Genomic DNA, 13,757 nt, shown 5'->3' on the forward strand with positions numbered 1-13,757 from the left:
CTGGAGCTTCCTCTCCAACTATTCGCACGCAGTCCCGACTTGGATCACCTTTGCCAAAAAGAATTTAAAATTTTCGGTATTCCGGGATCGGATCTCTTCAGTTTATCGCCGTTCTGTCTATTATCGACCAGTTAATTGTTAAATATTAAAATTTTGGGCATATCCCTGTTCCATCACGAGCTGTTCGCGCTGCCGGCGTTCCACGTCGCCGCGCCGGCGCTGCTCCAGCCGTTCGAGCGGCAGGCTCGTATCCTGAAGCTGCTCCATGCAGACCAGCAGTTCTTCGTGCAGCACGTCCGCGTCCGTGAGCGCTTCGTTCAGCCCGAAAGCTCCCGTAGGCGTCATCGTATGCGCCGCGTCGCCGATCAGCACGAGGCCCGGCCGGGCCCAGCGGTCCGAGCGGCTGCTGAAGATGTCCAGCAGCACGAAGTCCCGCCACGACTTAATATGGGCCCGGACGCTCGACTCCAGCTTCGGAAAAGCCTGAATCAGCGTGTCGGTCAGCTCCTCGAACGGCCGCTTGCGCAGTTCCTTGTACGAATCTTCCCGGATGTTCCAACCGACCTGGACGTAGCCGCGCGCCTGCGTGAACAGATGCAGCTGCTGCCCGTTCTGGATCGTCGAGCACATGACCGGTTCCCAATCGGCCGGCGCCGGAATTCTGGCCCACAGCAGGTCGTAACCGTGTCCTTCCGTACTGGACGTTATGCCCGCATGCCGGCGGACGGACGAATACCGGCCGTCTGCGCCGACCACGATGCGGCTGCGAATCTCTTCGTCGCTGCCGTCCGCTCTACGGATCTTGACGCCGGTGTACCGGCCGTCTTCGCCCTGCAGCAGACCGCGCACCGTCGTGCCGGGCAGGTAGGTGAAGTTCGGATACGCGGCCGCTTCGTCCAGCATCGGGCGCAGCAGATCGGCCTGCGGAATATGGATACCCACGTTGCCGTTCTCCATCTCCGGCAGGATCGTCTTCACGACGCGCCGATTGTCCCAATATTCGAGCCGGATCAGCGGCAGCACCGCTTCCGGCGCTACTTTGTCCAGCAGCCCGTGCTTGCGCAGCACGCGCTCGCCGTCGTTATTCAATATTTCTCCGCGAAAAGAAGGCCCCGGAGCCGACTGCTTCTCGATCAGCACGACGTCCGCGCCGCGGCGCGCCAGCAGGCACGCCAGCAAAGTCCCGGCCGGGCCTCCGCCCACGATACAAATTTCGGTATGTCGTTCCATCTTTTTTCCTCCGATTGCGGGTGCTCCGACAGGAACAGATACGCGGTAGTGCCGCTTATACGCGCATGTGCGTACATTACTTTATGTAACCGAGTATATTTAATAAATGGTACGAAGTCAAGTTTTAATTATTACGAATTGTAAGCTTGTTTATTTTAATCACTCCTGTATAATAAAGTGGAAAACACCGCCTACCTTCAACCTTGCACGGCCCGCACGTTCGGGCTTATGGACATAGATTTCCCGACCGACTTTTCGCAAGCGTCCCATCAATCCAACTACGGAGAGTGATTCCTTTGGCAGCAGAGCTGAACCAATTGTGCCCGAGATTCGAAAGAGCCATCGAGCTGCTCAGCAAACGCTGGACGACCCTGATCATTTATCGCCTGCTGGACGGCCCGCGCCGTTTCGTGGACATCGAGACTTCCCTGTCCAACCTGAGCGGCAAAGTGCTGTCCGAGCGCCTCAAAGAATTGGAAGAAGCCGGCATCGTGCTGCGCACCGTCTATCCCGAAAAGCCCGTGCGGATCGAATATTCGCTGACCGACATGGGCCGCGACCTCGCGCCCTTGATGGACGACATCCAGGGCTGGGCGACGCGCTGGATCAAGATCGAGCAGGAACAGGCCTAACCCCGTACAGCGTCGTCAAAAAAGTCCGTGCGGCGTTCTCGGCCAACGGCGTCGATCGACAGCGGCACTTCCGGCAGGATCGATCACGAAAAAGAGACGTCCCGTCGGGACGTCTCTTTTTCGTGGTATTTTGGGCGGCAAGGGGCGAGGGCGGGGCAGCGGATCTTCGTGTCGTTATAGCGCGTTTTCGTGTTGCGGCTGGCTTTTAACGAATCCTAATGTCGTTAAACGACCTTATTATGCCAATGTCTACTTTTAACGAATCCTGATGTCGTTAAACGACCTTATTATGCCAATGTCTACTTTTAACGAATCTATATAACGCTATATCCAAAATTAAGCGTGTAAAAGCGCCTTTTGCCCGAAATAGCGACACTACGATTCGTTAGCGGCCCAAAATCCGCGAATCCGGCCATATAGCGTTATGACGATTCGTTAGCCCGGACCGAGCTCCCCCGGCCTCCGTCCGCTCGCCGCCGGTCCTGCGCCTCGCCCTCCCCCCGGACCGCACGCGTCACCCGCTTACCAGCTTCAGCCCCACCGCCGAGCCCAGCACCAGCGCGATGCATGCGAGGCGCAGCAGGCTGCGCGATTCGCCGTAGAAGACCATGCCCAGAATCGCGCCGCCCGAAGCGCCGATGCCGGTCCAGACGGCGTAGGCCGTGCCCATCGGCAGCGTCTCCATCGCAAGACTCAGCAGGACGAAGCTGAGTACGAAGCCGCCCGCCATGAGCAGAAAAGCTTTGATACTGCGCTCTTGATGCAGCTTGTTGATCATCAATACGCCGAACATCTCGAATACGCCGGCCAGAATCAAAAAAGTCCAGTTCATGAATGCGCGCCTCCTTTTCCGTTATGCTTGCTTCCGCTCAGCAGCTTCAAGCCGATGACGCCAAGCAGCAGCGTACCGATCAGAATCAGTTTGGACGGCTGGACTTCGGCACCCAGCAGCACAATTTCCGCCACAACGGTGCCTGCGGTGCCGAGTCCGACGAACACGGCGTAGACGGTGCCGACCGGCAGCGTGCGGGACGCGGCGATCATCAGGTAGAAGCTTATGACGATCGCGATGCCCGTCGCCAGCCATTCCCAGAGTCCTGCCGCATGTTTGAGCCCGATGACCCAGCCGACTTCGAACAGGGCGGCAACAATGACGGACAACCAGATTTGGTTAATGTTTTTCATGGATACATCCTCCTTTTTCAACCACCGTAAACGTAAAAAAGCCCGGGAGAATAAACCGCTTGTCGCAGTTCATCTCCCGGGCTTTTGTCCCTCCGTGGCGCGATAGGTTCGTCAACCGGGCATACGGCCGGTCGACGCTTTCCTGTCGCGGTCTTCTCTCGGACCTGTCCGGCCGTTGCGGCCGCGGAACCCTAGAAAACATTCGCTCATGTGATTGTTCCCTTCATTATACACAACCGTCCCCCGAGGTCAACCGGTTCGCCAGTCTGATTCAGTTCCGGATCGGGTCGGTTCAAGTCAGGTCTCTTCGGGTCGAGTCGCTTCAAGCCGGGTCGCTTCAAACCAAGCCGAGCCGGCGCAGCGTCCGGGTTTCGCTTCTCACCGCGCCGCTTCCGGATGGAAGCCGCGGTTGTCGGCGTAGCCGTCGATGCTCCATACGCCGAGCTTTTTGCGCTTGGCCTCGTTCTGGATTTCGCGGAAAGACTCGACGTATTTATCGTTCGGCTTATAGACGACGACGCGCGCGAATCCCTGCTCCAGCATCTCTTCGTTGACCAGTTCGCCGTCCAGATAGACGTAGGCCAGCATCCGGTCGTATTGATCGCGCGGCTCGTCGTCGAATTCCAGTTCGACCGTTTGTCCGGTCAGGCGCTTTTTCGCGTATTCGCTCGCTTCCGGTCCGAACGGCTGCACGGCCGTGCCTTCTTTTTTCGTCTCCGGCGTGTCGATCAGCAGCATGCGCACACGCTCGCGGCTGCCGTCTTCGAAGTTCGCGATAAACGTATCTCCGTCGACCGTACGCTCTACTTCGGCCGTAATCTTTCCGTCGGCCTCGGCCGAAGGCTGGGCGCTGTCGCCCGGCGAACCGTTCTGCGGCGCGTCTTCGGACTGTCCCGCTGCGCCCGGCTGCGCGTTCTCCGCCTGCGGCGATTCGCCGCCGCCGTCCAGCAGACCGCCCAACAGGCCGCGACCCGTATCGGTAAACAGAAGCAGGCCCAGCACGATCACGGTGGCGAGGATCGAGTACAGGCTGCGTTTGGGCTTGCCACCGCTTGGCTGACGATTTGACCCGGAGCCGCCCGGGCCCGGATGGTTTGGGGGTGTCATCGGCGTTCCTCCGTTCATCAAGTTTGTCTAAAAGAGCCTCCGACCGCTTGCGCGGCGTATCGACGCTCTAGGGTTCATACCCTTTTTTTCGGCAAAAGGCAACCTTGAACACGCGGAAAACCTGCAAAATCGCGCCAATTCTTTGCCATCGCGCGTCAACTTCGTTACAATGCAAGTATATGTAATTTTGCGAAAGCCATCACTATTTTTTCAAGCGGGAGAGGACTATCATGAGTAAAAAAATCGTAGCCATCGACATGGACGACACGATCTGTCATCTGGTGCCGAGGGCCATTCATTACCATAACGCCGCGTATCCGGACCTGCAGCTGACGATCGAACAGGTACTCAGCTTCGATCTCAGCAGCATCTGGCACCCGGAATGCAACGAAGAGATTTTCTTCGGGCGGCCGAAGCTGTACGAAGAACTTGAAGTGTTCGACGAGCATACGATCGGGGAAGTGCGCCGCATCAGCGAAGAGCACGACGTCATTATCGTTACGGCAGCGCGGCCGACGGCCGTCCCGGAGAAGTGGGCCTGGCTGCAGCGGCATATGCCGTTTATCCCGTTCGAGAACTTCTTCGTCGCCAAGCGCAAATCGCTGCTCGAATTCGATCTGCTGATCGACGACGGACCGCATAATCTGCTCGCCGCGCGCGACGCCGGCAAGCGGACGATCGGCATTCCGAGACCGTGGAACCTCAAGCTTCAGGACGAGTTCCTGATGAAAGGTTCGTGGGACGGCATGGGCGATCTGGTCAACCACGTGTTGTCGGGCCCCGGCTTTCCGGCAAAAGGATAATCCGCCGTTTCGACGGTTCCGAACGAACCGACCGTTCCGACCGAGCAGACGCGGCAGATATGACAAAAGCCCGAACCGAAGACGTTCCCACGTCTGTCGGTTCGGGCTTTTTTTGCGCAACAAGAATCCGTTTCTAAAAAAAGGTCTACAGCTGCTTCGCGAAATCGTTCAACTTGAGCGCCATTTCGCGAATCTCTTCGATCATCGCCGACAGCTGCTCCGTCGACTGCGCCTGATCCTGGCCCGTGCCGGCGATACGCTCCACCGAACCGCTCATCTGCGCCGTCAGCTTTTTGAACGTGCCGAGCGTGTCCCGGATGCTGTTCGTCGAAGTCACCGTCTGCCCGGACAGCTTGCGGATCTCGGACGCGACGATGCCGAATCCCGCGCCTTTGTCGCCGGCATGCGCCGCTTCGATCGCCGCGTTGATGCCGAGCATGTGTGTCTGGTCCGCCACTTCCTTGATCATCCGCACGACGCCGTCCGCCCCGTGGGCGTTCTGCTCCGCTTCCCGCGACAGGTCCAGCAGTTCGTGCGATACTTCCGCCAGATTCCCCGACCCTTCCGCGATCTGCGCGATCCGCTCGTTCGCATGGCCAAGCGCGCCCGCGATCCGGTCGGCGATCTCGATCAGTTCGCTGTGCCGGCGCACCTGAACCGCGATACCGCCGATAATGCGCCCCGATGCGTTTTTGACCGGCGTCGCCGTGCCCGTAAACGCAAACCCGTAAAACTCCGCCGGCACTTCCGCTCGCATCGGCTGATCGTCGCGGATCGCCTGCATCAATGGCTCTTCCTGCTGCAACAGCTGCCCCGGCTGGATCTTCAAATCGATATGCGCGCCCGGCCAATAGGCCGTAAACTTTTCGTTGTCGCACAGCGCAATGGACACTTCGACCGGCAGAGCCGCTTTGAGCAGAGGGATGACCGCGGCCAACGTATCCAGGGAATCGATTCCTTTTGTCATAAGGGGGTTTCCTCCAAAAAGTATTTTTGCCTTAATATGTTATATCGACCGAAAGAAGCGGACGGATAAGCAAGACGGCTGGATACGGAAAAACCCATGATCGCTCCGGTGCGAATGTGAGGATACCGTTCAAGCGGCGTACGGGGATGTGCCGCAAATCCGTTTAACGTAAAAATCATGCTACAGGATCGCCCCGCAAAGGACAAGGTTCGATCGAAGCAAAGTTACCCTGCCGAAAGAGACAATTCAGGCGCAAATCGCGCTCTGCGATTCGGGCCGAATCTGCCTCTTGAGATCGATAGCGTTTTATCCCCCGGAGCGGCTTGCGCCCGGCTATTCGTAGGCGCCGCGGCTCGGGCGTCCTCCGTTTCCGGTGCCGCGCGGCATGCCGTCCGGATCGGGAGCGGCGGCCAACACCGGGTCGGCGACGCCGGAGCGGGAAGCGGGCGAACCGGCCTGCAGCCGGAAGCTGCCGGATGCCGGGTCCGCGAACAGCGGATCGGCGAACAGCGAATGGGCATCGCCTCCGGAACCTTTGACGTAGGCGGCGAAGCCGGTATACGTTTTGTTTTTCCACGTCCAGGTCGCCTGCTTGGCGTTCGGCGCAAAGTACAGATTGTCATCGATCCGGCTGCCGACGTTCTCCGCGTATTCGTTGAGGATCAGCGCTTGGGATGCGGACGCGGCAAAAATGTTGTTGCGAATGATATTGTTTCTGACGTCGAACTGAAGGTAAAGCTGGCCGGTGCCCCATTCCAGCGTGTCGTTGTACGCGACCGTGTTGCCGGTAACGATACTGTCCGTCGTCGAACCGCGATCTTTGTCGTAGCCGCCCATCGCGATGCCGGTCATCGCGTTGCGGACGACCACGTTGCTGCGCACGACGATGCCCGAAGTGGACCGTCCCGAGTGTTCGGACGCAATCTCGATGCCGATATCGTTGCGTTCGGTCCGGTTATGCTCGATCACGATATCCCGGCCGCCGTCGACGTAGATGCCGCCGGCCGAATAACTGCCGTTCGGAATGCTGCGGCCGTAGGACGGATTGCGCACCGAGGTGCTGCCGGTCACCGTGTTGCCCCGGATCACGCCGTCCCGGGCCTGGTCGTACCGCTCGTCCGGCGACGTCCCTTCGAAGCCGATCGCGTCGATCCCGATATTGTCGTTGTCGTGCACCCGGTTGTTCTCCACGACGAACTGCTCGACGTTGCCGTTCAGCACAAGCGCTTCGCTGGAGCCGAGCGTCAGCCGGTACAACTCGTTGCCGGCAATCTTCAGGTCGGAGATCGAAGCCGGCGCTTCGGTGCCGTACACCGCGATGCCGTGCGCGTCCCGGCCCGCAAGCTCGCGGCCGATCGGCGCCGCCGTGCTGCCGATATCGTGGATCCGGTTATCCAGCAGGCGGACGCCTTGGCCGGCCCCGTGCACGTGGATACCGATCGGCACGCGATCCGCTTTCGACGTCTTGTAATTGCGCAGTTCCAGGCCGCGGATCGTCAAGCGGCTGGCCCCGTCCAGCTCGATCAGGCTGCCGGTGCCTTCGACGGACAGGTTCGTGCCGTCGAGCACCGCCGTCTCCGACGGATAGCTCGCGACGGTCAGGCGCGCGGCCGATCCCGCCGCGCCCGGTTCCCCGGCGAGCTTGAGCCGCTGTCCGTACACGCCGCCGCGCATATACACGGTGCCGCCGGTCTTCATGGCGGCATCCGCGGCGCGCTGCACGGTCTTCCATGGGCGAGCCTGCGCGCCCGTACCGGCCTTGTCGCTGCCGGACGGCGCGACGTAGTAATAGGGCGCAGGATCGGCGGCGGCTGACGGCGCGGTGGCACCTGAGGCGAAGGCCGACGCAGCGGCGTAGCCAGAGGCGGACGGCGTAGCGACGGCAAATCCCGAAGTGGAGGCCGGCGCGGCGGCGGCCGCAACCGGGGCGGTGCCAGGCTTGGCGGCCGCGGAAGAAGCCGAAGACGGCGCGGCCACAGCCTGCAAAGCGGCACTCCCCGAGGCCGACGTCATGTCGACAGAATGGGCGGCGGGAAGGGGTGCGGCGCAGGCGGCCAGCGACGCCGCGGCCAGCGCAGCGCTCGCGGCGGTGGCTACAAATTTTAGAATATAAGGCAAAAAAGGTTCCTCCTTGAACGCTCTGGATTGGCGCAAACCGCCGTAGCTTTCGAAGCTGCGGCGGGATGTCGTTTAGTTCATTTTATCGGTATATAAGAAAAATTAATAATTAAATCTGTAAAAAGAAAACCGGCATGCAGATAGATCGGGCCGATCGGGGAGCGTTGGTCGGTTTTTGGTTTTTGCAAACCCTATGCCGTCAAGTCGGAGCAGGCCCTGCTTGAAATAGACCTGCGTTCCACTTCTTTCAGGCAAACGGAGCGGCGAAACGCAGAACGCGAATCCACGCGCGACTGCCGACGCGATCGAATCTTCTAACGGCTGCGCAGCCGAACGGCGATCCGAAGCCGTTCCATTTCCCGCTCGCGTTCCATGTACAGCCGCTCCGCTTCTTCCAGCGAAATTTCGACGAAGCGCACAGACTGCCCCGGACGAAGCTGGGCCACGACGCGCAGATCGACCGCGGCGATCTGCGCGATCCTCGGATACCCTCCGGTCGTCTGCCGATCGGCCGTCAGCACGATCGGCCTGCCGTCCGGCGGCACCTGCACCGTCCCTGGCGCGACCGCTTCGGAGATCAGCTCCAGCGGCTGCTCCAGCCCGAGCGTCGGACCGGACAAGCGGCAGCCCATCCGGTCCGACTGCGGAGTGACGCCGAAGGCGGCGCCAACCAGCGCCGCACGACTGGCCTCATCGAAAAGCGCGTAATGCGTGCCGCGGGTAAAACGAACGGCGGCGGTCGAAGCGACCTCGGATTGCCCGGCCGCGGAACGTGAAGGGTCCGAGACCGCAGCGGCAGCCGGACCGGAGGAGCGGACAGACTTGGAAGCGGATACGGATCGCGCAGCGGCGGCAACGGCTGTGACGGCAACGGCTGCGGTACGGGCAGGCTTGGAGGGGGCCGCTCCAAAACGGCCAGGCTCGTCGGAGGCCGCCGACTGTACAGGCGCGAATGCCGCCGCTTGGGCAGGCGCGAATGCGGCCGCCGCTTCGGCAGGCGCCGGGGTCGCGGCCGGAACGGCGGCCGCGGGGAAGCCGGCCCAGTCCGCAAGGCCGGCGATATAGCCGTGCGCGGCGTGCCATGCCGCCGCGGCGAAATTCGCTTCGGGCCGGATTCCGCCCGAAGCCGGGCGCGCAGCGGCCGTCGGCGTCCGCGCATGCAGGACGTCGCCCGCGCGCAGCGCGCGGCCTTCGAGCCCGCCCAGGCCGGCTCGAAGATCCGTGCTTCGGCTGGATAGCGCCTCTGGCGCGCCGAAGCCTCCCGCCAGCGCGAGATACGCGCGGCAGCCCTGCACGGCCGTGCCGAATTCCAGCACGGCCCCGGCCCGGACGGTGACGGGCCGCCACATCGGCAGCGGCTCGCCGCCGATCGTAGGCGCCAGATCGGCGCCGGTCAGCGCGATCCGCGACTCGCGCTCGAAGCAAAGCACAGGTCCCGTCAACGTAATCTCAAGCGCGGCTTCGCTCTCGGCGTTGCCCGCGAGCAGGTTCGCCGCGCGCAGCGCGTACGCGTCCATCGCGCCGCCGGCCGTGACTCCGTACTGCTGGTAGCCCGGACGGCCCAGATCCTGCAGCGTCGTCAGCAGCCCGGGCTTCAGCACCGCGATGGACGGCTGCTCCGCGCCAGAAAGTCCTCCATATACGGACTTCCCGCCTGCATCGGCCCGAGCCGAAGCCGCCTCCGAATCAGCCGTAGATTCTGAATCGGCGGCAGGTTCCGCCGGATCGAGCACAGGCTCCCGTACGGCGCAATCTTCGCAAGCCTCGTTTTCAAAGCCGATCTTCCCTGGGGAGCCGACGCCAACGCCGATTTCGGCACCGGCATCAGCGCCGACACCACCGAGACCAGCACCCGATTCCGATTCGGCCTCCTGTCCGTGCTCCTCCCCGCTATCGGCGGCAGGCCCCGTATCGGCGTGCCGCAGCCCGGCATCCGCCAGCTCCGCGTACTTCTCGGCCGTAATCGGCCAAAACTTCACCCGATCGCCCGCCTGCAGCAGGCTCGGCGGCATGCGATCCGCCCGGAACAAGGCGACGGGGGTCCGCCCGATGATCCTCCATCCGCCCGGCGTGGATACCGGATACACCCCGGTCTGCGCTCCCGCAATCCCGACCGCTCCGGCCGGCACCGACATACGCGGCGTAGACAGCCGCGGAGCGGCAATCCGCTCGTCCATCCTGCCCAGATAAGGAAATCCGGGCGCGAATCCGATCATGTACACCGGATACTCCGCGCCGGCGTGAATGTCCACGACCTGCTGCTCCGTCAGGCCGTTCCGGTCGGCGACGAACGCCAGGTCCGGGCCATGTTCGCCGCCGTAGAGAACCGGAATGTCGACGGTCCGAATCCCAAGAGCATCTTCGTCAATGTCCACCTCGGAGAGACGATTCAACCAAGCCGCGGCAAGCCCGGACACGGACAGCCAATCTGCGCGCTGCGCGTCCGCCTGTCCCGTTTTGCCGTGAATATGTTCCGGCACGCCGAGCCGTTCCGCCGTGCGCAGCGGATCGTAAAAAATCGTCACCGCCGCAAAAGAAGGCACCGCTTCGATCATCCCCGGCAGCGGGCGCTGCTCCAATCGCCGCATCAGACGCCGCACGTCCCGCTGCACCCCGGAAGAAATTTCCGTTCCCAAAACGACCCGAAGCGCCGTTTCCCCCAACGGTTCGATCTTCAGGCTCCGATCTTGCCCGTCTTCAAGATCCGGCCGGCCTCCCACGCTTGCGGACGCTTCGTTCGCGCTCCGTGGCAGCGATTCGCTTGGTGTGCCGGGTTCGTTGGGTCCGCTTGATCTGCCTTGTTTGCTTGGTCTGATTGATTTTATTGGTGTGCTTGTTTGACTTCTTTCGCTTGGTCCTACTCGTGTATTTGATTCGCTCGTTTCGCTTGGTCCCCTTGCACCATCCTTCCGACCGTCAACTTCCCGCCCGCCGTCTTCCCGATCCGAACGTCCGCTGCCCGTACCTGCTCCCATGTCCATGCTCCGCCTCCTCCACTCGTCTTCCTTTCTCTTCCTTCATCTTTCTCAACACTCTTTTGCAAGCCGATTTCTTCCTGCCTTCTACCTGCCATTCTATTTTTAAAAAAATCCGCATTCCCTTCCTGATCTGCTCAAACCCACTCAAATCCGTTCTTTCCCCACCCTTTATCCAACGAAAAAACAAACAAGCCGCGAAATAACTGCACAGATGCAGTTATTTACGCACGTATCACATCCCACGAACAAATAACTGCGAAAATACACTTATTTCGCTCGAATTTGGTTCCAAATCCGTTCAAGAGCTAAATTAAATGTATCTAGGCACTTATTCGTCTAAACACTCGCTTTTCGGAGCAATTAGCTGTATTGACGCAGCTATTTCCCACAAAGCGTCTCTGCTCTGCCTGATTGCGCCTTTCTTTGCCTGCTTGCTCCAATCTACTCTTTGTTATTGCACTTTGTCGCCTCTTATCGCACCCTGCCTTGCTCTACCCACCGTTCCGCGCCAAACACCGCATGGCTCCGTCTCGTCCAGCTGCGCCCGGCCTTGCTTCGCTTTGCCTGGGTCCGCTATGTCTTATCGAACCCTGCCCCGCTCTACTCCGCCTTGCCCTAACTCGCCCTGCTCCGCGCTACGCCACCTCGCCCCGCCTGCTCCGCGCCTCCGCCGCACCGCACCGCACCGCCCGCGCCGAGCGCCCCCGCTCCCGTCTAAACACCGGCCGGCCGCACTTCGATCCCGGCGGCTTCGCAGGCGGCCCGAATTCGCCGGGCGAATTCCAGAGCGTGCGCGCCGTCGCCGTGCAGGCAGACGGTGTCGGCGCGCAGCGGCACGTCTTCACTCTCCGGAGTGGAGACGCGCCCTTCGAGCGCCATGCGCACGACCCGGGCCGCCGCTTCGGCGGCGTCGCCGATCAGCGCGCCGGGCAGGCCGCGCGGCACGAGCGAGCCGTCCGCGCGATAGCCGCGGTCCGCGAACGCCTCGTGCGCGGCGTTCAGCCCGAGCCGCTCGGCGGCGCGGGTCGATTCGCTGCCCGCCAGGCCGAGCAGCGTGAGGGCCGGGTTCGTCCGGTATACGGCTTCGGCGATCGCTTCCGCCAGATCCGCCCGGGCCGCGGCCATGTTGTACAGCGCGCCGTGCGGCTTGACGTGCCGCAGCGTTCCGCCTTCGGTGCGCACGATCGCTTCAAGCGCGCCGATCTGGTACACCGTCATGGCGTAGACTTCGTCCGCCGAGACGTCCATGTTCCGCCGGCCGAAGCCGGCCAGGTCCGGCAGCCCGGGGTGGGCGCCGATCGCCGCGCCCGCTTCCAGCGCCAGCCGGACCGTCCGCCGCATGACGGACGGATCGCCGGCATGGAAGCCGCAGGCGATATTGGCCGACGTAACGTACGGCAAAATCTCGGCATCGCGCCCGAGCGTGTACACGCCGAAGCTTTCGCCGAGATCGCAGTTGAGATCGATCCGGGCGGCCGGACGATCTGCCGGACCGCCCGGCGTCGGTCGGTCCGCTTTTTTTTCGCTTGTCGATCGGTCCGCTCTTTTTTCGCTCCATCCGGAATCTTGTTCGTCCATCGGCTTGACCTCCTGTTTAGGCTTTCGCAGCCTGCTTGAATTTCCCGCCCTTGGCCTTCCCATTTATCGGGCAGCGGTGGCGATATCCGATTGCCCGCTGCGCAAAGCACCCTTGAAATACCGCCATTATAACCGCACGGCGAATCTTCCTCAATGTTTCCCCGCTTTGGCATGCAAAAGCCCGGATTCTCCATGCCCCACATGGAGAATCCGGGCTTGCCTGATGCTTTTTCCGCGATCACGATTTACTTATACTGCCCCGCATCGATCGCTTCCTGCTTCTCGTCCAGGATTTCCTGGTAGCCCGCGTCGAGGTACTGCTGCTTGGCTTCCTCGTACAGCTTGTCGAACTGGTCTTCGGGAGCCAGGGCGACTTTGAGGTACAGTTCCTGGAACAGGACGTTGAGGTCGGCTTTGTAGTCGTTCACGTTCTCCAGCACGACGGTGTAGAGCGCATCGGGCGTGCGGAATTCCGCGACTTCGTCGTAGTATTTGACCAGGTCTTCGACCAGGTACTCGTGGCCCGGAGGAGACCAGCTGCGTTTGTTCGCGGCAAGGGTCGTTTCCGGGTCCGGATACTGCGCCGTCTCGGTGACGAGTGCCCAGTAATCTTTGTTGTTGTTCTGCGCGAGCACGGATTCGCCTTTGAAGTCCGCGTCGCGTACGGCGATGCCTTCCGCATCGAGCTTGTAGTTCTCGCCTTCGACGCCGTTTTGCAGGAAGAACAGATTCTCCGGCTGGCTCATCCAGTCCAGGTACATCCAGACGGCGGCGCGTTCCATATCGGTCGATTCGTAATTGATGCCCATGATCATGCCGAACGGCCAGTACGCGCGTCCCTGCGGCTCCAGCCCTTCCGGCACGCCGGCATGCGGAGGCACGATAGCGAACTCGGCGTCCGGGTTGTTTTTGAGCGTCGCTTCGAACACGTCCGTGTTGTTGGTCAGGTACGTGCCGTATGTGCCTGTTTTGCCCGCCACGAATTCCGCTTTGATCTTGGAATCGTCGTCGCGCAGATAGAATTCGCGGTCGATCAGACCGTTGTTGTACTGGTAGTTCAGATTGCGCAGATAACGTTCGGTATCGACCGTCGTGAAATCCGCCACGGACAGATCGGAATACAGCGCCCGGTATTTCTCGTCGAACGGCCAGTCGCGGA

Annotated in this window: 11 protein-coding genes and 1 riboswitch; of the genes, 2 read left to right on the plus strand and 9 right to left on the minus strand. The window is 61.5% G+C overall.

Going from position 1 to position 13,757, the window contains the following annotated elements:
* Nucleotides 1-138: 138 nt before the first annotated feature.
* Nucleotides 139-1,230 (minus strand): FAD-dependent monooxygenase, encoded by a 1,092-nt coding sequence (locus tag FTE24_RS14505; RefSeq protein ID WP_150233795.1) that lies wholly within the window; start codon nucleotides 1,228-1,230, stop codon nucleotides 139-141.
* Nucleotides 1,231-1,538: 308 nt separating this feature from the next.
* Here FTE24_RS14505 and FTE24_RS14510 point away from each other — a divergent pair, with 308 nt between their 5' ends.
* A complete protein-coding gene (locus tag FTE24_RS14510; RefSeq protein ID WP_150233993.1) occupies nucleotides 1,539-1,862 on the plus strand; it encodes a winged helix-turn-helix transcriptional regulator in 324 nt (107 codons plus the stop codon).
* 514 nt (nucleotides 1,863-2,376) lie between these two features.
* Here the strand turns inward: FTE24_RS14510 and FTE24_RS14515 are convergent.
* The 3 genes from FTE24_RS14515 to FTE24_RS14525 form a co-directional block, all read right to left on the minus strand.
* Nucleotides 2,377-2,694 carry a DMT family transporter gene (locus FTE24_RS14515; RefSeq protein WP_141448014.1) on the minus strand — a complete coding sequence of 106 codons (318 nt, stop codon included), beginning with the start codon at nucleotides 2,692-2,694 and terminating at the stop codon, nucleotides 2,377-2,379.
* Entirely contained in the window at nucleotides 2,691-3,038 is a 348-nt protein-coding gene (locus FTE24_RS14520; protein ID WP_150233994.1) for an SMR family transporter, read from the minus strand. Before FTE24_RS14520 ends, FTE24_RS14515 begins: the two co-directional genes overlap by 4 nt.
* An 80-nt stretch (nucleotides 3,039-3,118) precedes the next feature.
* Nucleotides 3,119-3,253, minus strand: a riboswitch (guanidine-I (ykkC/yxkD leader).
* A gap of 172 nt (nucleotides 3,254-3,425) precedes the next feature.
* Nucleotides 3,426-4,154, minus strand: a complete 729-nt coding sequence (locus tag FTE24_RS14525) for a thermonuclease family protein (RefSeq protein WP_160441775.1) — start codon at nucleotides 4,152-4,154, stop codon at nucleotides 3,426-3,428.
* Between the two features lie 230 nt (nucleotides 4,155-4,384).
* On the opposite strand from FTE24_RS14525, the gene FTE24_RS14530 reads away from it, so the two are divergent.
* On the plus strand, nucleotides 4,385-4,957 hold the full coding sequence (locus tag FTE24_RS14530) for a 5' nucleotidase, NT5C type (protein ID WP_150233799.1): 573 nt from the start codon (nucleotides 4,385-4,387) through the stop codon (nucleotides 4,955-4,957).
* 145 nt (nucleotides 4,958-5,102) lie between these two features.
* On the opposite strand, the gene FTE24_RS14535 is transcribed toward FTE24_RS14530, so the two are convergent.
* The 5 genes from FTE24_RS14535 to FTE24_RS23315 all read right to left on the minus strand — a co-directional run bounded on the left by FTE24_RS14535 (nucleotide 5,103) and on the right by FTE24_RS23315 (nucleotide 13,704).
* The gene (locus FTE24_RS14535) at nucleotides 5,103-5,924 is read right to left on the minus strand and encodes a methyl-accepting chemotaxis protein (RefSeq protein WP_150233801.1); all 822 of its coding nucleotides are present in this window, start codon (nucleotides 5,922-5,924) and stop codon (nucleotides 5,103-5,105) included.
* A 333-nt stretch (nucleotides 5,925-6,257) separates the two neighbouring features.
* Nucleotides 6,258-8,042 carry a right-handed parallel beta-helix repeat-containing protein gene (locus FTE24_RS14540; RefSeq protein WP_150233802.1) on the minus strand — a complete coding sequence of 595 codons (1,785 nt, stop codon included), beginning with the start codon at nucleotides 8,040-8,042 and terminating at the stop codon, nucleotides 6,258-6,260.
* Between the two features lie 314 nt (nucleotides 8,043-8,356).
* Nucleotides 8,357-10,762, minus strand: a complete 2,406-nt coding sequence (gene pxpB / locus FTE24_RS23305; RefSeq protein WP_337190058.1) for a 5-oxoprolinase subunit PxpB — start codon at nucleotides 10,760-10,762, stop codon at nucleotides 8,357-8,359.
* Between the two features lie 972 nt (nucleotides 10,763-11,734).
* Nucleotides 11,735-12,598: a LamB/YcsF family protein gene (locus FTE24_RS14550; RefSeq protein ID WP_150233806.1), complete on the minus strand. Its 864-nt coding sequence runs from the start codon at nucleotides 12,596-12,598 to the stop codon at nucleotides 11,735-11,737.
* Nucleotides 12,599-12,843: 245 nt separating this feature from the next.
* Complete coding sequence (locus FTE24_RS23315; RefSeq protein WP_237401768.1) at nucleotides 12,844-13,704, minus strand: hypothetical protein; 861 nt, start codon at nucleotides 13,702-13,704, stop codon at nucleotides 12,844-12,846.
* Nucleotides 13,705-13,757 lie beyond the last annotated feature (53 nt).

This window comes from Saccharibacillus sp. WB 17, assembly GCF_008634075.2.
Lineage (GTDB): Bacteria > Bacillota > Bacilli > Paenibacillales > Paenibacillaceae > Saccharibacillus > Saccharibacillus brassicae.

Coding starts and splice junctions, on each gene's coding strand:
- FTE24_RS14525 (WP_160441775.1), bottom strand. CDS start 4,154: ATGACACCCCCAAACCATCCGGGCCCGGGCGGCTCCGGGTCAAATCGT.
- FTE24_RS14550 (WP_150233806.1), bottom strand. CDS start 12,598: ATGGACGAACAAGATTCCGGATGGAGCGAAAAAAGAGCGGACCGATCG.
- FTE24_RS14535 (WP_150233801.1), bottom strand. CDS start 5,924: ATGACAAAAGGAATCGATTCCCTGGATACGTTGGCCGCGGTCATCCCT.
- FTE24_RS14515 (WP_141448014.1), bottom strand. CDS start 2,694: ATGAACTGGACTTTTTTGATTCTGGCCGGCGTATTCGAGATGTTCGGC.
- FTE24_RS14505 (WP_150233795.1), bottom strand. CDS start 1,230: ATGGAACGACATACCGAAATTTGTATCGTGGGCGGAGGCCCGGCCGGG.
- FTE24_RS14530 (WP_150233799.1), top strand. CDS start 4,385: ATGAGTAAAAAAATCGTAGCCATCGACATGGACGACACGATCTGTCAT.